Source organism: Palleronia aestuarii, assembly GCF_003253995.1.
Lineage (GTDB): Bacteria > Pseudomonadota > Alphaproteobacteria > Rhodobacterales > Rhodobacteraceae > Palleronia > Palleronia aestuarii.
Window position 1 is genome coordinate 12,387 of sequence record NZ_QKZL01000033.1, and the last position, 17,071, is coordinate 29,457.

General features: G+C 62.4%; 13 protein-coding genes and 2 pseudogenes. 7 read left to right on the plus strand and 8 right to left on the minus strand.

What is annotated here, in order from left to right:
• Positions 1-212 precede the first annotated feature (212 nt).
• The 4 genes from LX81_RS19550 to LX81_RS22365 form a co-directional block, all read right to left on the minus strand.
• On the minus strand, positions 213-1,067 hold the full coding sequence (locus tag LX81_RS19550; RefSeq protein ID WP_211322838.1) for an HNH endonuclease: 855 nt from the start codon (positions 1,065-1,067) through the stop codon (positions 213-215).
• Positions 1,067-2,707, minus strand: a complete 1,641-nt coding sequence (locus tag LX81_RS19555; protein WP_111538975.1) for an AAA family ATPase — start codon at positions 2,705-2,707, stop codon at positions 1,067-1,069. Before LX81_RS19555 ends, LX81_RS19550 begins: the two co-directional genes overlap by 1 nt.
• Positions 2,708-2,850: 143 nt before the next feature.
• A complete protein-coding gene (locus LX81_RS19560) occupies positions 2,851-3,831 on the minus strand; it encodes an MYG1 family protein (protein WP_111538976.1) in 981 nt (326 codons plus the stop codon).
• A gap of 164 nt (positions 3,832-3,995) precedes the next feature.
• Positions 3,996-4,136 carry a hypothetical protein gene (locus LX81_RS22365; RefSeq protein WP_170134049.1) on the minus strand — a complete coding sequence of 47 codons (141 nt, stop codon included), beginning with the start codon at positions 4,134-4,136 and terminating at the stop codon, positions 3,996-3,998.
• An 83-nt stretch (positions 4,137-4,219) separates the two neighbouring features.
• On the opposite strand from LX81_RS22365, the gene LX81_RS19565 reads away from it, so the two are divergent.
• Entirely contained in the window at positions 4,220-6,562 is a 2,343-nt protein-coding gene (locus LX81_RS19565; protein WP_111538977.1) for a Tex family protein, read from the plus strand.
• 504 nt (positions 6,563-7,066) lie between these two features.
• Here LX81_RS19565 and LX81_RS19570 read toward each other — a convergent pair.
• Complete coding sequence (locus LX81_RS19570; protein WP_111538978.1) at positions 7,067-9,694, minus strand: tetratricopeptide repeat protein; 2,628 nt, start codon at positions 9,692-9,694, stop codon at positions 7,067-7,069.
• Positions 9,695-10,078: 384 nt separating this feature from the next.
• Positions 10,079-10,981: a LysR family transcriptional regulator gene (locus LX81_RS19575; protein ID WP_111538979.1), complete on the minus strand. Its 903-nt coding sequence runs from the start codon at positions 10,979-10,981 to the stop codon at positions 10,079-10,081.
• Between the two features lie 98 nt (positions 10,982-11,079).
• On the opposite strand from LX81_RS19575, the gene LX81_RS19580 reads away from it, so the two are divergent.
• The 3 genes and pseudogenes from LX81_RS19580 (at position 11,080) to LX81_RS19590 (ending at position 13,915) form a co-directional block, all read left to right on the plus strand.
• Entirely contained in the window at positions 11,080-12,234 is a 1,155-nt protein-coding gene (locus LX81_RS19580) for an MFS transporter (protein ID WP_111538980.1), read from the plus strand.
• A gap of 13 nt (positions 12,235-12,247) precedes the next feature.
• Positions 12,248-13,288, plus strand: coding sequence for an aldo/keto reductase (locus tag LX81_RS19585; RefSeq protein ID WP_111538981.1), 1,041 nt, complete (start codon positions 12,248-12,250; stop codon positions 13,286-13,288).
• Positions 13,285-13,915, plus strand: a pseudogene (locus LX81_RS19590) (tyrosine-type recombinase/integrase). The gene LX81_RS19585 and the pseudogene LX81_RS19590 overlap by 4 nt, the downstream one beginning before the upstream one ends.
• 238 nt (positions 13,916-14,153) lie before the next feature.
• Here LX81_RS19590 and LX81_RS19595 read toward each other — a convergent pair.
• Positions 14,154-14,783: a TetR/AcrR family transcriptional regulator gene (locus LX81_RS19595; RefSeq protein ID WP_111538982.1), complete on the minus strand. Its 630-nt coding sequence runs from the start codon at positions 14,781-14,783 to the stop codon at positions 14,154-14,156.
• 107 nt (positions 14,784-14,890) lie between these two features.
• Here LX81_RS19595 and LX81_RS22370 point away from each other — a divergent pair, with 107 nt between their 5' ends.
• Together LX81_RS22370 and LX81_RS19600 are read left to right on the plus strand one after the other, a co-directional pair.
• Positions 14,891-15,046 (plus strand): hypothetical protein, encoded by a 156-nt coding sequence (locus LX81_RS22370; protein ID WP_170134050.1) that lies wholly within the window; start codon positions 14,891-14,893, stop codon positions 15,044-15,046.
• Between the two features lie 29 nt (positions 15,047-15,075).
• Positions 15,076-15,588 (plus strand): hypothetical protein, encoded by a 513-nt coding sequence (locus LX81_RS19600; RefSeq protein ID WP_146259492.1) that lies wholly within the window; start codon positions 15,076-15,078, stop codon positions 15,586-15,588.
• Here the strand turns inward: LX81_RS19600 and LX81_RS19605 are convergent.
• Positions 15,585-16,376 (minus strand): endonuclease/exonuclease/phosphatase family protein, encoded by a 792-nt coding sequence (locus LX81_RS19605; RefSeq protein ID WP_234822741.1) that lies wholly within the window; start codon positions 16,374-16,376, stop codon positions 15,585-15,587. The two genes, LX81_RS19600 and LX81_RS19605, sit on opposite strands and share 4 nt — an antisense overlap.
• A 161-nt stretch (positions 16,377-16,537) precedes the next feature.
• On the opposite strand from LX81_RS19605, the pseudogene LX81_RS19610 reads away from it, so the two are divergent.
• Positions 16,538-17,071 (plus strand): annotated as a pseudogene (locus tag LX81_RS19610) (site-specific integrase); the annotation flags it as partial.

Genomic DNA, 17,071 nt, shown 5'->3' on the forward strand with positions numbered 1-17,071 from the left:
CCATCGCGTGGATCTGCCCCGTAGCCCCATGTGTAAAACGGCCCTTACCGGACTTTCGTGCCACGCTCGGTTGATGGCCGGTGTCAGCCCATAGTGCTCGTTCATTCCGCGCGCAACGGCGACACGGTTAAGCGTTCATTGTTATCGCTGGCTTAAGCCGAAGAAGGAAATATGGCCCCCGCCGGAAAAGCTATCTCAGCAAACATCATGATTTAGCTAGGCGAACGGGGTAAAAGATCACGAAATCCACCCGAACAGAATTGGGCGTCATCTGCAAGCGCTCGGGACATGATCGCCTGCCAGAAACCTACGCGATGCTGCTTTTCAATTCGCGTAGCGTTCCTATTTAGATAATCTTTAATTACCCATTGATCGATCTCGCCCTCATTTGGTATCACAATCTCATCCTCGATCCGAAGCGCCCATTCAGCGAGGAGTTCGCCGACCTCGGGCAGCAATGCCTCGTTGAAATCGACCTTCTTGAGCTGCATTGACATACGATTAGAGAGTTCGGCATCAGGTATCGCGTCAGGTGTGAACTCGAAGCAAACCGTATAAGTGCCGTCATCTCTTATTACGGTCGCGGTGAAGAATGGAACTTCAGGTACCTCGTCGAGATAGGGATGAATAAAAGAGGTCTCGATTGCCTTACCAGTCGTCGCTGACTTCCTCTGGTTACATGTGCCACACATTGCAACAAGGTTGAGCGGGAAGATCGCAAATTCAGGAAACGGGTTTTGGGCCAAATGGTGATCGAGCGTAACAGGACGCGCGCCGCCACAGCTCGGACAGCGATTTCCGGCAACCGACCGTAATTCTTTGCGCAACCAAGATAGCGGCTTATTCGTATAAGTAGTTTTGTAGGCTGCTCGTAGTTTAGACCCATATTCAAGCCGGAACTTTCTTGCTGCTATCATATTGCAGCCTACACCCTTCCGCTCACAATACGCGAAATATAAGAAGCTCAGCTTTCTCTTCAAATCCGCTGGCACGTCTACCCCCAGCGCGCTTTTCAGTACATCAAATGGATCTCCGACCTTTTCATCGGGATAACGCAGAGTGTACATCAGTCTTTAGCCTTCTCGGCGCGCGTCCTTCGCGAGATCGTCGCCATAACATGGGCAAGCGCCTGCGATGACAAGCAGGATCCTAAAGCTTCTTCCACCTCTTCGACCGTCTGATATTCACGGACCATACGATCAAGCACATTCCTGTAGTCCCCGACTGTAGGATAGAATCCAAACACCTCGCGGCTGAGCGCTCCGACATTTTCGCCATATGTTTCGATCGAGGGTGATTTAACAATCATTGGCTCTCGTGAAGCTAGGATCGCAACTTGGCTTGCGAGCGCTTCCTGCACGACTACCGGTGAATGAGTGGCAACCAGGGCATAAGCATGCTGGCGCAATAGTAAGCGGCGGATCGATGACATCAAAGCGGCGAGCAACGGGGGATGTAGATGTGTTTCTGGTTCGTCGATCAGGACGAGACCGTGTCTCTGGAGCATCGCGGTCATGCCAACTAATTGGTGCATTACGATCTTATGCCCACTCGACAGGTTCAAAAAAGCTGCGGCAGGATCTGGACCAATCCACCGCTCAAGCTGCTCGACGTAAAACTCGTCTCGCGTCAAGTAGTCCTCTTCTTCAGGGGCGTCATTTGGCGGAATACCAGCGTTGGCGCGTACGGATGTTTCGTCAAGCACTGGTTGAGTAATTCTTGCGAACATGTTGAACCGATCGAGTTCGCGAATGCGTGCGATATGATTGGCGAATGTCTCTGCCATTTCAACTTGAGTGATAAGCCGTGGCTGTACATCACCGCCTTCGATAAGCGTTGCGGGATCGCGAAGCCCAAGATATATGTACCGTCCACGGCCAGCGATAAAGTCGGCGCGACGTTCGGTTGGATCGTCTCCCTCAAGCATTGGTGGTACAAAACTGTCGAATGAACTGTAGGAAACCGCCAAAATATTAGGAAATCCTGGGCCGTCAGCCATTGTTCCATCTACGTTAGTCAATTGTTCACGCTCGGCGGGCGGCGCATACGCTACACGCGCTATACTTGCGAGTAGATGTGTTTTACCGACGCCATTGGGGCCGACGATGATTCCTTCGCGACGCGATGGTCCAGTCTGGTACCCCCCCGCCTTGGATTCCGTTCGACCTAAACTGAATGATAATGGCTCCTTAGAACTTGGAGCAGTGAAGGAGAGCTTGAATTCGTCTTCGCCGGGCGGCACTCCACCTGCTGCCACCGTCCGGTTTATGTCGTTGTAGAATTCCTCGGGCCTGCTGTGCTCGCGATAAAGCGAAGTCTTGAGCCCCGGCTCCTTTGCAAAGGCTTCCCGTAGCTCAGGATGCGAAGAAAGGTCATTAAAGAATTCGCGCACGCTGTTAAGGAGATCAAGCTCGATCAGGCGGATATAATAATCAATCGAGGTGCCGAGCGAGACGAACTTTTTCTTAAGTTGTGGCCCTTTTTTCTCACCGACGCGCAACGGTGGCCGTCCTTCGCGCTGGCCTTCCTTCAGTATTTTGAGCGTGCCGACACGATGAGTGGTACCCTGTTGCTTGTAATACAACGTGTAGAGTGTTCGGTAACTATAGTCGTTCCAGTTGTCGCCGAGCAGAATAAGGGCCGTATCTGCTTCCACCTGCACGACGTTGCGAGCAGCTGGCTGGACGAAAAGGCTTGGCTTCGGCATTCGGTTTTCCGCCCTTGAAAAGGTTGCTTATTTACACGACTTTTCTTTTCTAGAATTTCGCCAAGTGATGCAATGCTCTGGGCGATTTGTCCCGGCTGGAAACCGGTGGATAGTAGCTAACTAGCCCAATACTATTTGGGTTTTTACAGAGTTTTTCTATGCATCTCTACCGTTACTCCGGGGCGCCGCGAAGGTCCGCTCTCCGCCCACCCCGCCTCCTCCACCGCCACCTTGGCCATCCGCAAAACGGCCTCTCGCGTCTTCGCCACCGCGATGAAACGTGCATTGTGGCAGAACCCGGCGCCCTCCACGCCGGAGGCCGATTCCAGCGCAGCATCTGTCAGGCCGGCCCAGGCGGCGGGCAGGTCGGCGCGGGTCTCGAACGTGTCGCCACCCTTGCGAATGGTGGTCAGCGCCCAATCCCCCTCACGCGGATGGATGACGAAGAGCAGGTGGTCGGCCCCCGCCGTCTCGATGGCCGACCGAAAGGGCATTCCCATGGGCAATTCGAGAACGTGCGAGGCACCGGCTTCCTCGATCGCGGCCAGCACCATGGCCTCGGCGCGTCGCCGGGCGGCTTTCCGTTCGATGGCGGCCTCGACGAAGACCCGGGAGACGGACAAAGCTGCTGCGAAGGCCGCGTCGTCGGCGCCGGCCTGCCGGGCATCGAAGGCGGGCTTCAGGCTTTCCAGCAAGGCCGGCAGGGTCAGATTTGCCAAAGGACCCGCGGCGGAGGGGTCGAACACGCCGTTGTCGGTCAGGTCCACGGGCAGGACGAAGCTTCGGTCGAAGCTGTCGTGGATCTCCTCCAGGTCCGGTTCGGGCACCGCGAGGGCGCGCAGATAGTCGTGACCGTAGTGCTTCCAGATCAGCCCGAAGGAGCTGTAGGGTTCGCCGCCCTCGCGCCGGGGAACTGCGGACTGATGGTGATCGAAGATCCGGTGCTCGGCGTCGTAGGCCCGGCCGACATCGTAGACGATCCGGCCCGCACCCGGTGCGATCCAGTCCGGATCGCGCGAGCGGACCAGGGTCGCCTCCGGAAAGAGGCGGGTCAGGATCACGGAGGACAGAAGCTCGTCGGCATGGAAGCCGCCGGAATGGGTGACGAGATGCGTAATTGTCATGGCGGGCCTTGGGTGTCGAAAGACGAATGGGCGACGTGTAAGCCGCCCGTCGGACCGCGTTCCTACCCGGTTCGCGCCACGCCGTCAGGCCGGATCTGCGATCGAATTGTGATCCCGGTCTGGCCGCCGGCCTGACCACGCCACACGGTCTTGCGCAAAGGATATCACGCGTCCCGTCGCGAGATGCCGTCGAACTCCAGGGCCGGGTCGGGCCAGATATGGCCGCGGGCGACGCCGACAGCGTTCAGCCGAGCGCGCACCCCCATGGCCGGCATGCGTAGGCCGGTCAGGTCAGGCAACCTCACGATTTCCTACCCGTCGGTGGCCGCCCCTTTTGCGGGATGGTTGGCGGGGCTAAGACGGACGCAGCTGGGACGAGAGGATGAGTATGGACCGCGCCGCCCGCATCAATCGGATCATAAGTCGGGAGATCAGCGCCGGCCCGGCGCAGGTCGCGGCGGCGGTGGCCCTGCTCGACGGAGGCGCGACTGTCCCCTTCGTGGCGCGCTACCGCAAGGAGGCCACCGGCGGGCTCGACGACACGCAGCTGCGCGCCCTGTCCGACCGCCTGGGCTACCTGCGGGGCCTCGACGAGCGGCGCGATGCGATCCTGAAGTCGATCCGGGAGCAGGACAGGCTGACGGACGAGCTGGCCCGCGCCATCGGCGCCGCCGAGACGAAGGCCGTGCTCGAGGACATCTACCTCCCCTTCAAGCCGAAGCGCCGCACCAAGGCCATGATTGCCCGCGAGAACGGGCTTGGCCCCCTGCGCGACGCCATCATGGCCAACCGAAATGCACACCCGGAGAAGCTGGCGGCCGACTACGCGACCGAGGCCGTGCCCGGCGTGAAGGAGGCCCTTGAGGGCGTGCGCGACATCCTCACCGAGGAGCTAGCCGAGACGGCCGGTCTGGTGGGCGCCCTGCGCGACTATCTGCGGAAGAACGCCCTCGTCACCGCAACCGTCATCCCCGGTCAGGAAGAAACAGGCGCCAAGTTCTCCGACTACTTCGATTATTCGGAAACATTCGCGACCATGCCGTCGCATCGGGCGCTGGCGGTGCTGCGCGCCGCGAAGGAAGGCGTGGTCAAGTTCGACATCGGACCCGACACGGAGATCGGTCAGCCGCGCTGCGAGGCCATGGTCGCCGCCCGCCTCGACCTGAAAGGCGACGGTCCGGGAGACCGCTGGCTGCGCGGCGTCGCGGGCTGGACCTGGCGGGTGAAGCTCCGGTCCATGGTGACCACGGACCTCATCGCCGACCTGCGATCGCGCGCGCAAGAGGAGGCCATCGCCGTCTTTGCGCGCAACCTCAAGGATCTGCTCATGGCCGCGCCGGCCGGCGCGCGGGCCACGCTCGGCCTCGATCCGGGCATCCGGACCGGCGTGAAGGCCGCCGTGATCGACGCCACCGGCAAGCTCCTGGCCACGGACACGCTCTATCCCTTTCAGCCCAGGAAGGATGTGACGGGCGCGCAGGCGAAGATACTCGATCTGGTTGCCCGCCACGGGATCGAACTGATCGCCATCGGCAACGGCACTGCCTCGCGTGAGACCGAGAAACTGGTTGCCGACACGCTCGCCATGCTGCCCCCGGGGGCCACGAAGCCCAAAACGGTCGTGGTCAGCGAGGCCGGTGCCTCCGTCTATTCCGCCTCCGCACTCGCCGCGAAAGAGTTCCCCGACCTCGACGTCTCGCTCCGAGGCGCGGTCTCCATCGCCAGGCGGCTTCAGGACCCGCTGGCGGAACTGGTGAAGATCGAGCCGAAAAGTATCGGCGTCGGCCAGTACCAGCACGACGTGGACCAGCGGCGGCTGTCGAATTCGCTTCAGGCCGTGGTCGAGGATGCCGTGAACGCTGTCGGGGTGGACCTCAACACCGCCTCGGTGCCGCTGCTGGCGCATGTTTCGGGGCTGACGCCGGGCCTTGCGGAATCCATCGTGGCGCACCGCGACGAGACGGGCGCATTTCGGGCCCGCCGGGAGCTATTGAAAGTTCCCCGGCTCGGGCCCCGCGCCTTCGAGCAATGCGCCGGCTTCCTGCGCATCCGGGATGGCAAGGAGCCGCTCGACGCCTCCGCCGTCCACCCCGAGGCCTACGACCTCGCGCGGCGCATCGTCGCCACATGCGGTCGCGACTTGCGGAGCCTCCAGTCCGACCCCGCGGCGCTGAAGGACGTGCAGGCGGAGACCTTCGTCGATGACCGCTTCGGATTGCCCACGGTTCGCGACATCCTGACCGAACTGGAGAAGCCGGGCCGCGATCCGCGCCCGACCTTCAAGACCGCGACCTTCGCCGAGGGAGTGGAGGAGATCACCGACCTGAAACCGGGCATGCGGCTCGAAGGGACGGTGACGAATGTCGCAGCCTTCGGGGCCTTCGTGGATGTCGGTGTTCATCAGGACGGCCTTGTCCATGTCAGTCAGTTGGCGGACCGGTTCGTCAAGGACCCCCACGAGGTGGTAAGGACCGGCGATGTCGTGCAGGTGCGCGTGACCGAGGTCGACGTGGCCCGAAAGCGCATTGGACTCAGCATGCGCAAGGAGGTCCGTGACGCTGGGACGGAGGAAGGCAACGGCGGTGCACGTCACCGTCCGAGCGCCCCGAAGGACGGTCTGCGAAAGGCCGGCAAGCCCTCCCTGATGGGAGGAAAAGGTGCCGGTCCACAAGGCGAGGCGCAGCATGGCGCCCTGGGATCGGCCCTGCGCGATGCCATGAAGAAGCGGTGAGGTATTGCAGGGCCGCGATCGCCCGCTGCCCGGAGCAGGTTCTGTCGGCCCTATGCGGACATTCAGTCTCGGACCATTATGCTGCAGCGCGGCCCGTCGAAGCTGCCATTCGCCGCGCCTGCAAAACCCCGCGATGCCCGAAGGGCAGCTGCGCGGACGAAGCTGACTTTCGCTGCGATTGCTCGTCTTATGCTGCTGCCGCGAAGGTCCGGTTCAAGGGCTCGTCGACGCCATCTTCTTAAGGCGGTCAGGGACGCCATCGGGGTGCCGTTGCATGATCTTCGAACGCTCGCCGCCGATTGCCTGCGCCTGCACGATCCAGTCGCCGCTCCCAGGATCGTGGCGGTCCTCCTCGGCCACAGGACGCAGGAATTAGGTGGAGAGTATCGTGTGCTCTGCGCATAGACGGCCGCCCAGCGGGAATGGCGGGAGATCCGCGCGATCCACGCCACATATCGATAGAGTAAGCCGGAGGTAAGAACACTGTGATGAAGCCGTTTCGGCCTACTCATCACCACCCGATGCCATGTGCAGGATTTTTAAGGCCTCCTCGCGACGCCCTTGGCGACCAACGCAGACAGCAAGGTTTCTATAACTCGCTCCAGTATCGGGATGTGCCTCGCCGAGCGCCGCGCGGCGGATCTCCAGCCCCTTGCGGAAAAGCGGCTCCGCCTCCTCGTGACGGCCCTGATCGTCGAGACAGAAAGCAACGTTGTTGTAGCTCGCTCCAGTATCGGGATGTGCCTCGCCGAGCGCCGCGCGGCGGATCTCCAGCCCCTTGCGGAAAAGCGGCTCCGCCTCCTCGTGACGGCCCTGATCGTCGAGACAGAAAGCAACGTTGTTGTAGCTCGCTCCAGTATCGGGATGTGCCTCGCCGAGCGCCGCGCGGCGGATCTCCAGCCCCTTGCGATAGAGCGGCTCCGCCTCCTCGTGACGGCCCTGATTGTTGAGGCAGAAAGCAACGTTGTTGTAGCTCGATCCAGTATCGGGATGCGCCTCGCCGAGCGCAGCACGGAGGATCTCAAGCCCCTTGCGGTAGAGCGGCTCCGCCTCCTCGTGACGGCCCTGAGCATCGAGGCAGAAAGCAACGTTATTGTAGCTCATTCCAGTATCGGGATGCGCCCCGCCGAGCGCCGCGCGGCAGATCTCCAGCCCCTTGAGGTAAAGCGGCTCCGCCTCCTCGTGACGGCCCTGAAAATCGAGACAGGCAGCCACGTTGTTATAGCCCGACCCGGTGTCAGGATGCGCCTCGCCGAGCGCCGCGCGGCGGATCTCCAGTCCCTTCCGGTAGAGCGGCTCCGCCTCCTCGTGACGGCCTTGAGCATCGAGGCAGGAGGCGACGTTGTTGTAGCTCGATCCAGTATCGGGATGCGCCTCGCCGAGCGCCGCGCGGCGGATCTCCAGTCCCTTCCGGTAGAGCGGCTCCGCCTCCTCGTGACGGCCTTGAGCATCGAGGCAGGAGGCAACGTTGTTGTAGCTCGTCCCGGTGTCTTGATGGGCTTCACCAAGGCCCTGCTGCGATATTGCCAGGGCCTCTCGCCAAAGATCTTCAAGGAACTCTGGATTGTGCGCCTCGGACACAGTGTCCTCAATTTCATCCAACCATTCGACGTATCCCTCCATTCCTTTCACCCTGCGCAAGTGCGCCGCTTCGGCCAGACAGGCGAGTGTGTCATCCGCAACATCAGCAGGTCGCTCGGGTTGGGCCCTGTCTTCGAAATGCGCCAACAGCGCATCGCGCGAAGCGGATACGATCGCTTGTTTCTCTGACTGAACAATGGCGTCGGCAATCGCCCGATGAGGAGAGAGCCAACCATCCTCGCCGAGCGACATGATCGACAACTCGGCGAGCCTGTCGATCGCGGCGAACGAGACCGGCACGTTGAAGGCCGTGACTACATGTTCGAAGGCTGACCGGTCGAAGCGTTGAACCAGCGCGAGCCGGGAGATGAGTTCCTGAATCGGAGCGTCATAGTCGCGCAGAAGGCGCTGCACGAGGGCAAAGCGCCGCGCCTCGAAGCCGCTCTCGGAGACCGAAAAGTCCTCCGGTCGTGCCCGGTCGCCAAGGTTCTTCCAGTGCTCGACCTGGAGATCGAGCATGAGCGGATAAACAGGCGAGGCTAACTCATCCGTCTCCCGCGCGCCGGCGAGCATCGCCTCCCGGATCGCGACATCCTCGACAGGGACCTGACGGAGCCAGTCCTCCGCATCGCCGTCCGACAAGCCGCCAAGAAGGTGCTGATTGTCCTTCAGATCGTCGCGCCAGTCCGGGGCTTCTTCCCACGGCAAACGCTCCCGAGAGAAGAAGATCGCCAGCAGACCGTCCGTCTCGGAGATGAACCGCCGCATGTGGGCGTCGAAACGGTTCTCTCGCCACCGCGCGCCGGTGCCCGCACCGTCCATGACCCGCTCGTATTCGTCGATGAAGAGAACGAAGCGGTCCCGAGGGGCTTGTGCGAGATGCTGATTGAGGTCCTGCGCAAGCATCCACGGCATGAGATCGGACATCTCGTGGTCCTCGATCAGCAGACCGTCGCGGTAGAAGGCCTGAAGCTGGGGTCGAGTCTTCTCGAGCCACACCTGCTTGCCCCGATCCAGAGCCCACTGGCTGCCCTTCTTCAGGAGGAAGCCAAGAACCGGGATCGTCTCCGCCGTGGTCTCCATCAGTTCCCGCGTGAAGGTAACGGCGTCCGGCAGCGATTCCGAGAGCGCCTCGCCGGTGCGGAAGAGCCAGGCATTCTCGAAATTGGGAAGCGCTTCCTCGCCGCGGGTCTTTTCCCACATGATCGCGAAGGCCAGGTCGAAGGCCGGAAAAGTCACACCTGCCCGGGAGAAGGCGTTGCGTATCCAGACGAGGAGGCGGTCGGGATCGGTCAGGGACCGCTCGTGCAGGTCGACCATAGCCCGGCGCAGGTGCGCGTAGCTCGGCTCGACCTCATCCGAGGAGATCCGGAAGAGTTCGCGGGCGAGCGCTGTCTTGCCCTGCCCCCCGACGCCATACCAGGTCCGCAGCAGGCACCCTTCCCGGGGAATGGAGACCGCTGCCTTCTCGAAGGTCCGCTTGGGGTCCTCCCGGTCGACAAAGATCGTGCTCGCAGATTGCGTGATGGGGTTGTAACGCACTTCGGGCATCGAGACCTCCGGCTCATCTCTTCAATTATGATTGAAAGCATATCCATACTCTGATTTTTAATCGCCGCTTGAGCAGGGCACCTAATCCATAGCTCAAAGTTCTGCTTCAATTAAATGTTTACAATACTACTATTGGCTTCGCGAATATCCGAGATGTGCCAGATTAGAGTGGAGTGCCCATGCCGCAACGCGAGGCCCCTACGACCAACGGGGTCGGCCCAGGCCCGAAGCTGCCGCTGGCTACGGATGTCATGCGTGTCCGTATAGGGCCGGGTGTGACACGCTGTCTTGTCTGCATATGCAAAATGCTGCGAAATGGCATTCGGTAAAAAGGGCTCGGAGCGGTCACTCATCTCAACTAAGGCAAATGCCTGTAGCGCTGGCTTAATCGATCCTTGCTTCTGTACCGAGAAAATCGAGGATAACCCGGAGGCGGAGCGGCATAGCGCGCGATCCGCCGAGCCAGACCACGTGGAAGGGTTCTTCGTCTCCGACCGTTGCGTCGGCGAGCAGGGTAACAAGTCGGCCGGCCTTCAGATCCTCGGCAATCGTGAAGCGGGTCAGTCTGGCGACGCCGAGGCCGGACAGGGACATCTGGCGGATGGCCTCGCCGTCGGTCGCGCAGAGGCGGGGTCTGACGCCGACGTCCACGGTCCGGCCGCCCTCTACGAGAGACCATGTCGCGGCTCTGCGGGGATAGGCGAAGCCGATCAGGTCGTGCGCCTCCAGATCCCTCGCGGAAATGGGTGTTCCCCGGCGCTCCAGATAACCCGGCGCGGCGACGATCACCCGTTCGGATCGACCGAGGCTCCGTGCCACGAGGCTCGACGACGGCATCTCGCCGGCGCGGATCGCGAGGTCGGCCCGTTCGCCCATCAGATCCACAACTTGATCGGTGACGGAGCAGACGATCCGCAGACGGGGATGGCGCGCGAGAAGGCGGTCCAAGACTGGATAGAGGATATGAGTGGCGTAGGAGGCCGAGGTGGTGATCCGGACCTCCCCCTCCGCCACGCGATCCCCGCGCACCTCCTTCTCGGCAGCGTCGATCGACCCCAGAATGTCGCGGGTCCGCGCAAGGAACGTCTCGCCCTCCTGCGTCAGGGTCAGCGCCCGGGTGGTCCTGAGAACGAGGCGTCCCCCGATCCGGTCCTCCAGCCGCGAGATCGTCTTCGACACGGCGGACGGCGATAGACCCGTTGCGCGCGCGACCGCGGCAAAACTGCCTTCGGAGCAGACCAGAGAGAAAATCTCCAGATCGCGCAGTCTGTTCGGATCACCCAGCATTCGTTCCTGCAGATCACGAGCGTCGTTCTTTCATAACCTCTAGTGCGGGATAGCCATGGGCGCCAGATGTCGGCAACCGCCCCTAAGGAGACATCGCCATGCCCATCGCCCTTTATGCCCTCGCCATCGGGGCCTTCGGGATCGGCGTCACCGAGTTCGTCATCATGGGATTGCTCGTCGAGGTGGCGAACAGCCTGTCCGTCAGCGTCGCTACGGCGGGGACGCTGATCTCCGGCTACGCACTCGGCGTCGTTTTCGGGGCGCCGGTCCTGACCGCCCTGACATCGCGATCGTCGCACAAGCGCTTGCTGCTTGGGCTCATGGCCCTGTTCGTCGTCGGCAACGCGGCCTGCGCCCTTGCCCCGACCTACGGCGCGCTCATGGCCGCCAGGGTCCTTACAGCTCTGACCCATGGAACGTTCTTCGGAGTCGGTTCGGTGGTCGCGCAGGGCCTCGTCGCCAGGGACAGGCAGGCGTCGGCCATCGCAATCGTCTTCACCGGATTGACGCTGGCCAACGTCCTCGGCGTGCCGTTCGGCACCTGGCTTGGTCAGCAGACCGATTGGCGCATGACCTTCTGGGCCGTCTCGGCGATCGGGATCGCTGGCTGGGCGGTGATGTGGATGGTTCTCCCCGCCGGAGGTCGTAGCGATGCCGGCGATTGGCGGGCCGATCTCGCCGTCCTTGGGCGCGTGCCCGTCCTGCGCGGTCTCTCGATGACGGTTCTGGGCTATGCCGGGGTGTTCGCGGTCTTCACCTATATTGCCCCGCTCCTGACCGAGACCGCCGGGTTTGGGAATGCGGCCGTTTCTCCGATCCTGCTGGGGTTCGGGGCCGGGCTTGTCGTGGGCAACCTCGTCGGGGGCCGCCTGGCCGACCGTCACCTCGCGCCGACAATCCTGGGTACGCTCTGCGCTTTGCTTCTGGTCCTCATCCTCCTCGGTCTTGGCGCCGAGAGCCGGTGGGCGACGGCCGCCCTGACGGCGGCGCTCGGCGCGGCGGGGTTCGCGACGGTGGCCCCGCTCCAGACCTGGGTGATGGCGCAGGCCGGCGATGTCGGGCAGGCGATGGCCGGATCGGTGAACATCGCCGCCTTCAACCTCGGCAACGCCATCGGCGCCTGGGCCGGCGGCGTCCTGATTTCCATCGGCGCGGGCTACGGGACGCTGCCGTTCCTCGCTGCGCTCTTCCCGCTCGCCGCGCTCGGCGTTGGCGCGATCGCGCTCCGCCGCGACATCCCCATCAGCACCTGACAGGAGAACCCCCATGGAATATCGGCAACTCGGCGACTCTGGACTTCGCGTGCCCGTTCTCAGCTTCGGAACCGGAACGTTCGGCGGCACCGGGCCGCTCTTCTCGAACTGGGGCACCACGGGCGTCGACGGTGCTCGGCACCTGATCGAGCTTTGTCTGGAGGCTGGCGTGACCCTGTTCGACACGGCCGACGTCTACTCCGACGGCCGGTCGGAGGAGGTTCTGGGGGCGGCGCTCGACGGCCTGCGCGACGACGTGCTGATCTCGACCAAGACCGGCCTGCCCATGGGAGATGGCCCCGGTGACTGGGGAACCGGCCGGTCGCGGCTCCTACGCGCTGTCGAGGACGCGCTCGGACGGCTGCGCACGGACCGGATCGACCTGCTGCAGCTTCATGCGTTCGACAGTTCGACACCGGCAGAAGAGGTTCTGACATCGATCGACATGCTGATCCGCGCGGGAAAGGTCAGGTACTGGGGCGTATCGAACTACCCCGGATGGGCGATCATGGAGCTGATCGCCGCCGCCGATCGCCATGGCCTGCCGCGGCCCGTGGTACATCAGGTCTACTATTCGCTCATCGGGCGGGACTACGAATGGGACCTCATGCCGCTCGGCGCCCGCCACGGCATCGGCGCCATGGTCTGGAGTCCGCTCGGCTGGGGCCGCCTGACCGGGAAGATCCGGCGCAACGCCCCGCGTCCCGAGACCAGTCGGCTCCACGAGACCGAAAGCCTCGGCCCGCCGGTGGATGACGAACATCTTTATGCAGTCGTCGATGTCCTGGAGGAGATCGCTGCCGAAACCGGTAGGACGGTACCGCAGATCGCTCTCAACTGGCTGACCCGCCAGCCAACCGTCGCCAGCGTCATCGTCGGAGCGCGAAACGAAGAGCAGCTCAGGCAGAACCTGGGCAGTATGGACTGGGATCTGAGCGCCGACCAAGCCCACCGTCTGACGATGGTATCGGAACGACATGCGGCCTATCCCGGCTTCCCGTACCGCCGTCAGGAGGGGTTCGCACGCCTCTTTCCCCCGATGGTGCGGTCATGACGGCGCCTAATTTGCCGATAATACGCCTACCTCGCCGGCCCTGGAACCGGGGCCGGATCGGCGGCCAGAAGCGACCACTTCAGTCGAGGCATGTCTGGGCGATCCGGGTCCGGCTGGAGATCGCCGGCAATCGGCGCGATCTGGCTCTCCAACATGGCCATCGACAGCAAGCTGCGCGGTTGCGATTTGGTTCGCCTAAAGGTGGCGGATGTCTACGTCGCCGGCCGGGTGAAGGAACGGGCCGGCATCATCCAGCGCAAGACCGGGCGGCCGGTCCAGTTCGAGATCACCGAGGTCACGCGGCAATCCGTGGCCGGCTGGATCGAGAGCCCCGCGATGACCGGCTGCGCCGACCTCTGGCCAAGCCGGTTCCACGACAGCCCGCATCTCTCGCCCTGGCAATACGCCCGCATGCTCAAGGGATGGGTCGCCTCCATCGGGCTGGAGCTGAGCGCCTACGGCACCTATTCCATGCGCCGCACGAAGGCCTCCCAGATCTACCGCAAGACGGGCAACCTCCGCGCCGTCCAGCTCCTCCTGGGTCATACCAAGATGGACAGTACCGTCCGCTACCTCGGCGTGGAGCTGGAGGATGCCCTGGCGATCGCAGAGGCGGTGGATATTTAGGTCCTTACCCCGCAGCCGCCGTTCGTGATGGCTGCCTGAACAACCGGACCGCGGACGTTCCGGCCGGTCGCTGCACGTGGTACATTCACCTCTTCGCCTGACAGTATTTAGAAAGACCTGACGCTGAAATACCGGGACGACCGGTTGCTGTTCACTTGAATTGGTCACGCGGCGGCATGGTGAATGGCACGGGGTCGAGAATGGTAAGCATCGCACCCGGATCGCGTGATCCCCAGCGCTACTTCGGCTGCACGCCCAGCTGCGCCTCCACGAACGGCCAGAGACGTTCTATCGCCGCGTCGGGTTGAAGACTGCGGAACACCGCTTCGCGCATGCCCCAAGTGTAGAGTGCAAACATTGCCCGCGCCTGCATGTCGGCCGAATGGGTTTCCGGTATATGACCGCTGGCCCGGGCCTCGTCGATCAGGGCGATCAGATGGGCGCGGAAGGCATCCCGGCTCGCGCGGTTGCGCCTTTCCTGCTCCTCTCCCCAGACCCAGGAGTAACTCTGGAGCACCTGCAAGACGCGAGGATCGGCAAGGTCGGACTCTGCCCAATACGTCAGGACGCGCCACAGCCGGTCCAGCGGCGTCCCCTCACCCTGTGCGATCTCCGCCGTTCTGACCAGTTGCGGCGAGTTGTTCGCCTCTACCAGTTCGTAGAGCAATCCGGCCTTCCCGTTGAAATAGCCGTTAATGAGCGTGTGCGACACGCCCGCCCTGCGACCGATCTCTGACACCGACACACCGTCGTATCCCTTCTCCGCGAACAGCGTGCGGGCGGCATCCAACAGCGCCGCGCGAGAGCGCATCTTTTGTTCCGCACGCGCGGCTCGGCCTTCATCGGAGAGGGAATAGGTGCGTGTCATGAGCCAAACCTAATTTTGTCACTGAAATATTCAACGAGATACTTGCGCGCTGCTGTAGGCCAACTCATTTACATTTTCATATGAAAATAGAATTGGGATTTGTTGACATGGCAAACTGCGACCGAAAGCGCGTGGCAGATCGGCGGCTGGACCTGATCGAAGAGATGATGGAGGTTTCCAATGCGATCCTGTTGGGCGAGGAGCTATGGGACCGCTATTACGCGCTGCTCAATGAGTTGACCGAGCCTGAGCAGGATGGGTGAACCGGCTCTGAGCGCCCTCCCGGCGAAGGGTGACCCGGTTTTTCAGACATCCAGATCAGAACGGCCCGAACTTCGCCAGTGCCGAGGGTGCGGTGGGGTTTGCCGACTGCGGCTACGCTCTCGTGAAGGCCCCGATGAGCGAATCCAGGATGTCTCTCGCCGAGCGGCGTGAGAAGCACGTCGACGGTAATTTCCTTCGCGCCGTCACTAAGGCGGTGCTCCAACTTATCATGGGAGCCGATGTCGAAGGTGTCATCGGTATCGGTCGTCACGATCGGATGGAGGCGCGGCCTTGCGAGGGCAGGTTTGGGCTCGAACCGGACTTGCGGCAACGCAGCGGGACCGGCCTTTGGCCGACAAAGATGCTTGTTGTTCCCGGCCCGTTGCTGCCGTTCGCCAGGTTGGCCATCGCTGTGGTGCAGCTTCACCAGACCGGCAATTCGTCCATCGTGCAGCATTTTCGGAGGGTGAAGGTCGGCAGTGCGGACGAAGCGGGCTTTCGCTGCGGCTGGGACGAGGTCGGCTTTTGCCGCGTTTGCTAGATTTCTAGGATGAGGGGGCAGTGATCCGAGACCTCCCGGTCGAAGATCACGTCGAACCCCTTCACCGCCTCTTCCTGATTGATCAGCATATAGTCGGCATATCGCCCTGGTTTCTTGTAGTGCGAGTTTCGAGTGCTGTTGAAGCCTCGCCCGGTCACCAGCTCGGACAGGCCCGCTTCCGCGAGGATCGTCAGCGTCTGGCTGTCCGGCTCGACATTGAAGTCACCACAGATCACCGTCAGGTCATTCGGTGCAGACACCCGCTTTGAGAGGTCAAGTAACTTCTGCGCCTGCTCCGCACGCTCTGGTGTGTCCATCTTGCCGTTCAAGTCGCGCAGTCCGTGCATGTGTGTGACACTCAAAGCGCGATGCACACTATAGTCGAAAACACGAACCCCATGAGCGCTGCGCGACCTCGGGTGATCGCCGTATCCGACAGGGGAAAACGTCTTGTGAACGAACCCTTGTACCTGTCCAATAATCGGGAACGAACGATGCACGAAAGTCGCCAGCCCCCATTGTGACGGGATGGATCGTTCTTCATCCCACAGGACTCCCTGTGCTGCGGGGCAAAAAACTGCAACGTGCTCTGGTAATGCGCGACAGACATCGCGAAAGAAGTTTGCCCTTTGCGGAAGCACGTGATCGCCGTCACGATAGGTCAACCAGTCTTTGTCAGTCTCGGGGCTATGCACGACCTCCTGAAGACACAGAATGTCGGGGGCTGTGGTCGCGACATAGGGCAGGAAGTCTTCGTGAAGTTTGCCGCCCCAACCGTTCAGGCACATTATTTTCAATATCAACCCCCTTCGTCGAAGCAGACTTTCGCTGCAACGAAGAATAGATGCAAGTTGGGCTCGAAGCGGACTTGCGGCGGCGCGGCGTGCTACCATGTCGCGCCGACACGGTGCCGGTGATGGGAGGAGCGCGGCGGACCGGAGGACTTGTTATGCCTGCCTCGAACCTTCCCGCCATCCGCGCGTGCCGGCCAGCCTGGAACAAGGGCCGCCTCGTCGGCCAGAAGCGCCCGCTCCTGCCGAAACACGTCTGGGCGATCCGTGTGCGGCTCGAGCTCGCCGATCGCGCCCGTGATCTTGCCCTTTTCAACCTGGCGATCGACAGCAAACTACGCGGCTGCGACCTCGTTCGCCTCCGTGTCGCCGACGTCTACGCGGCGGGCCAGGTGAAGGAGCGGACCTCGGTCCTCCAGAGCAAGACCCCGCAGCCGGTCCGCTTCGAGATCACCGATGGCACGCGGAAGTCTCTCTTGGCTTGGCTCGAAGATCCCGAACTGGTCGGCTCGGAATTTCTCTGACCGGGACGGTTCCACGAGCGGCTGCACATCTCGACCGGTTAGTATGCCCGCCTCGTCCGGGGCTGGGTTACCTCGATCGGATTGGAGCCGAGCTCTTACGGTACCCATTCCATGCGCCGGACCAAGGTTGCGCAGAACTACCGCAAGATCGGTGACCTTCACGCCGTC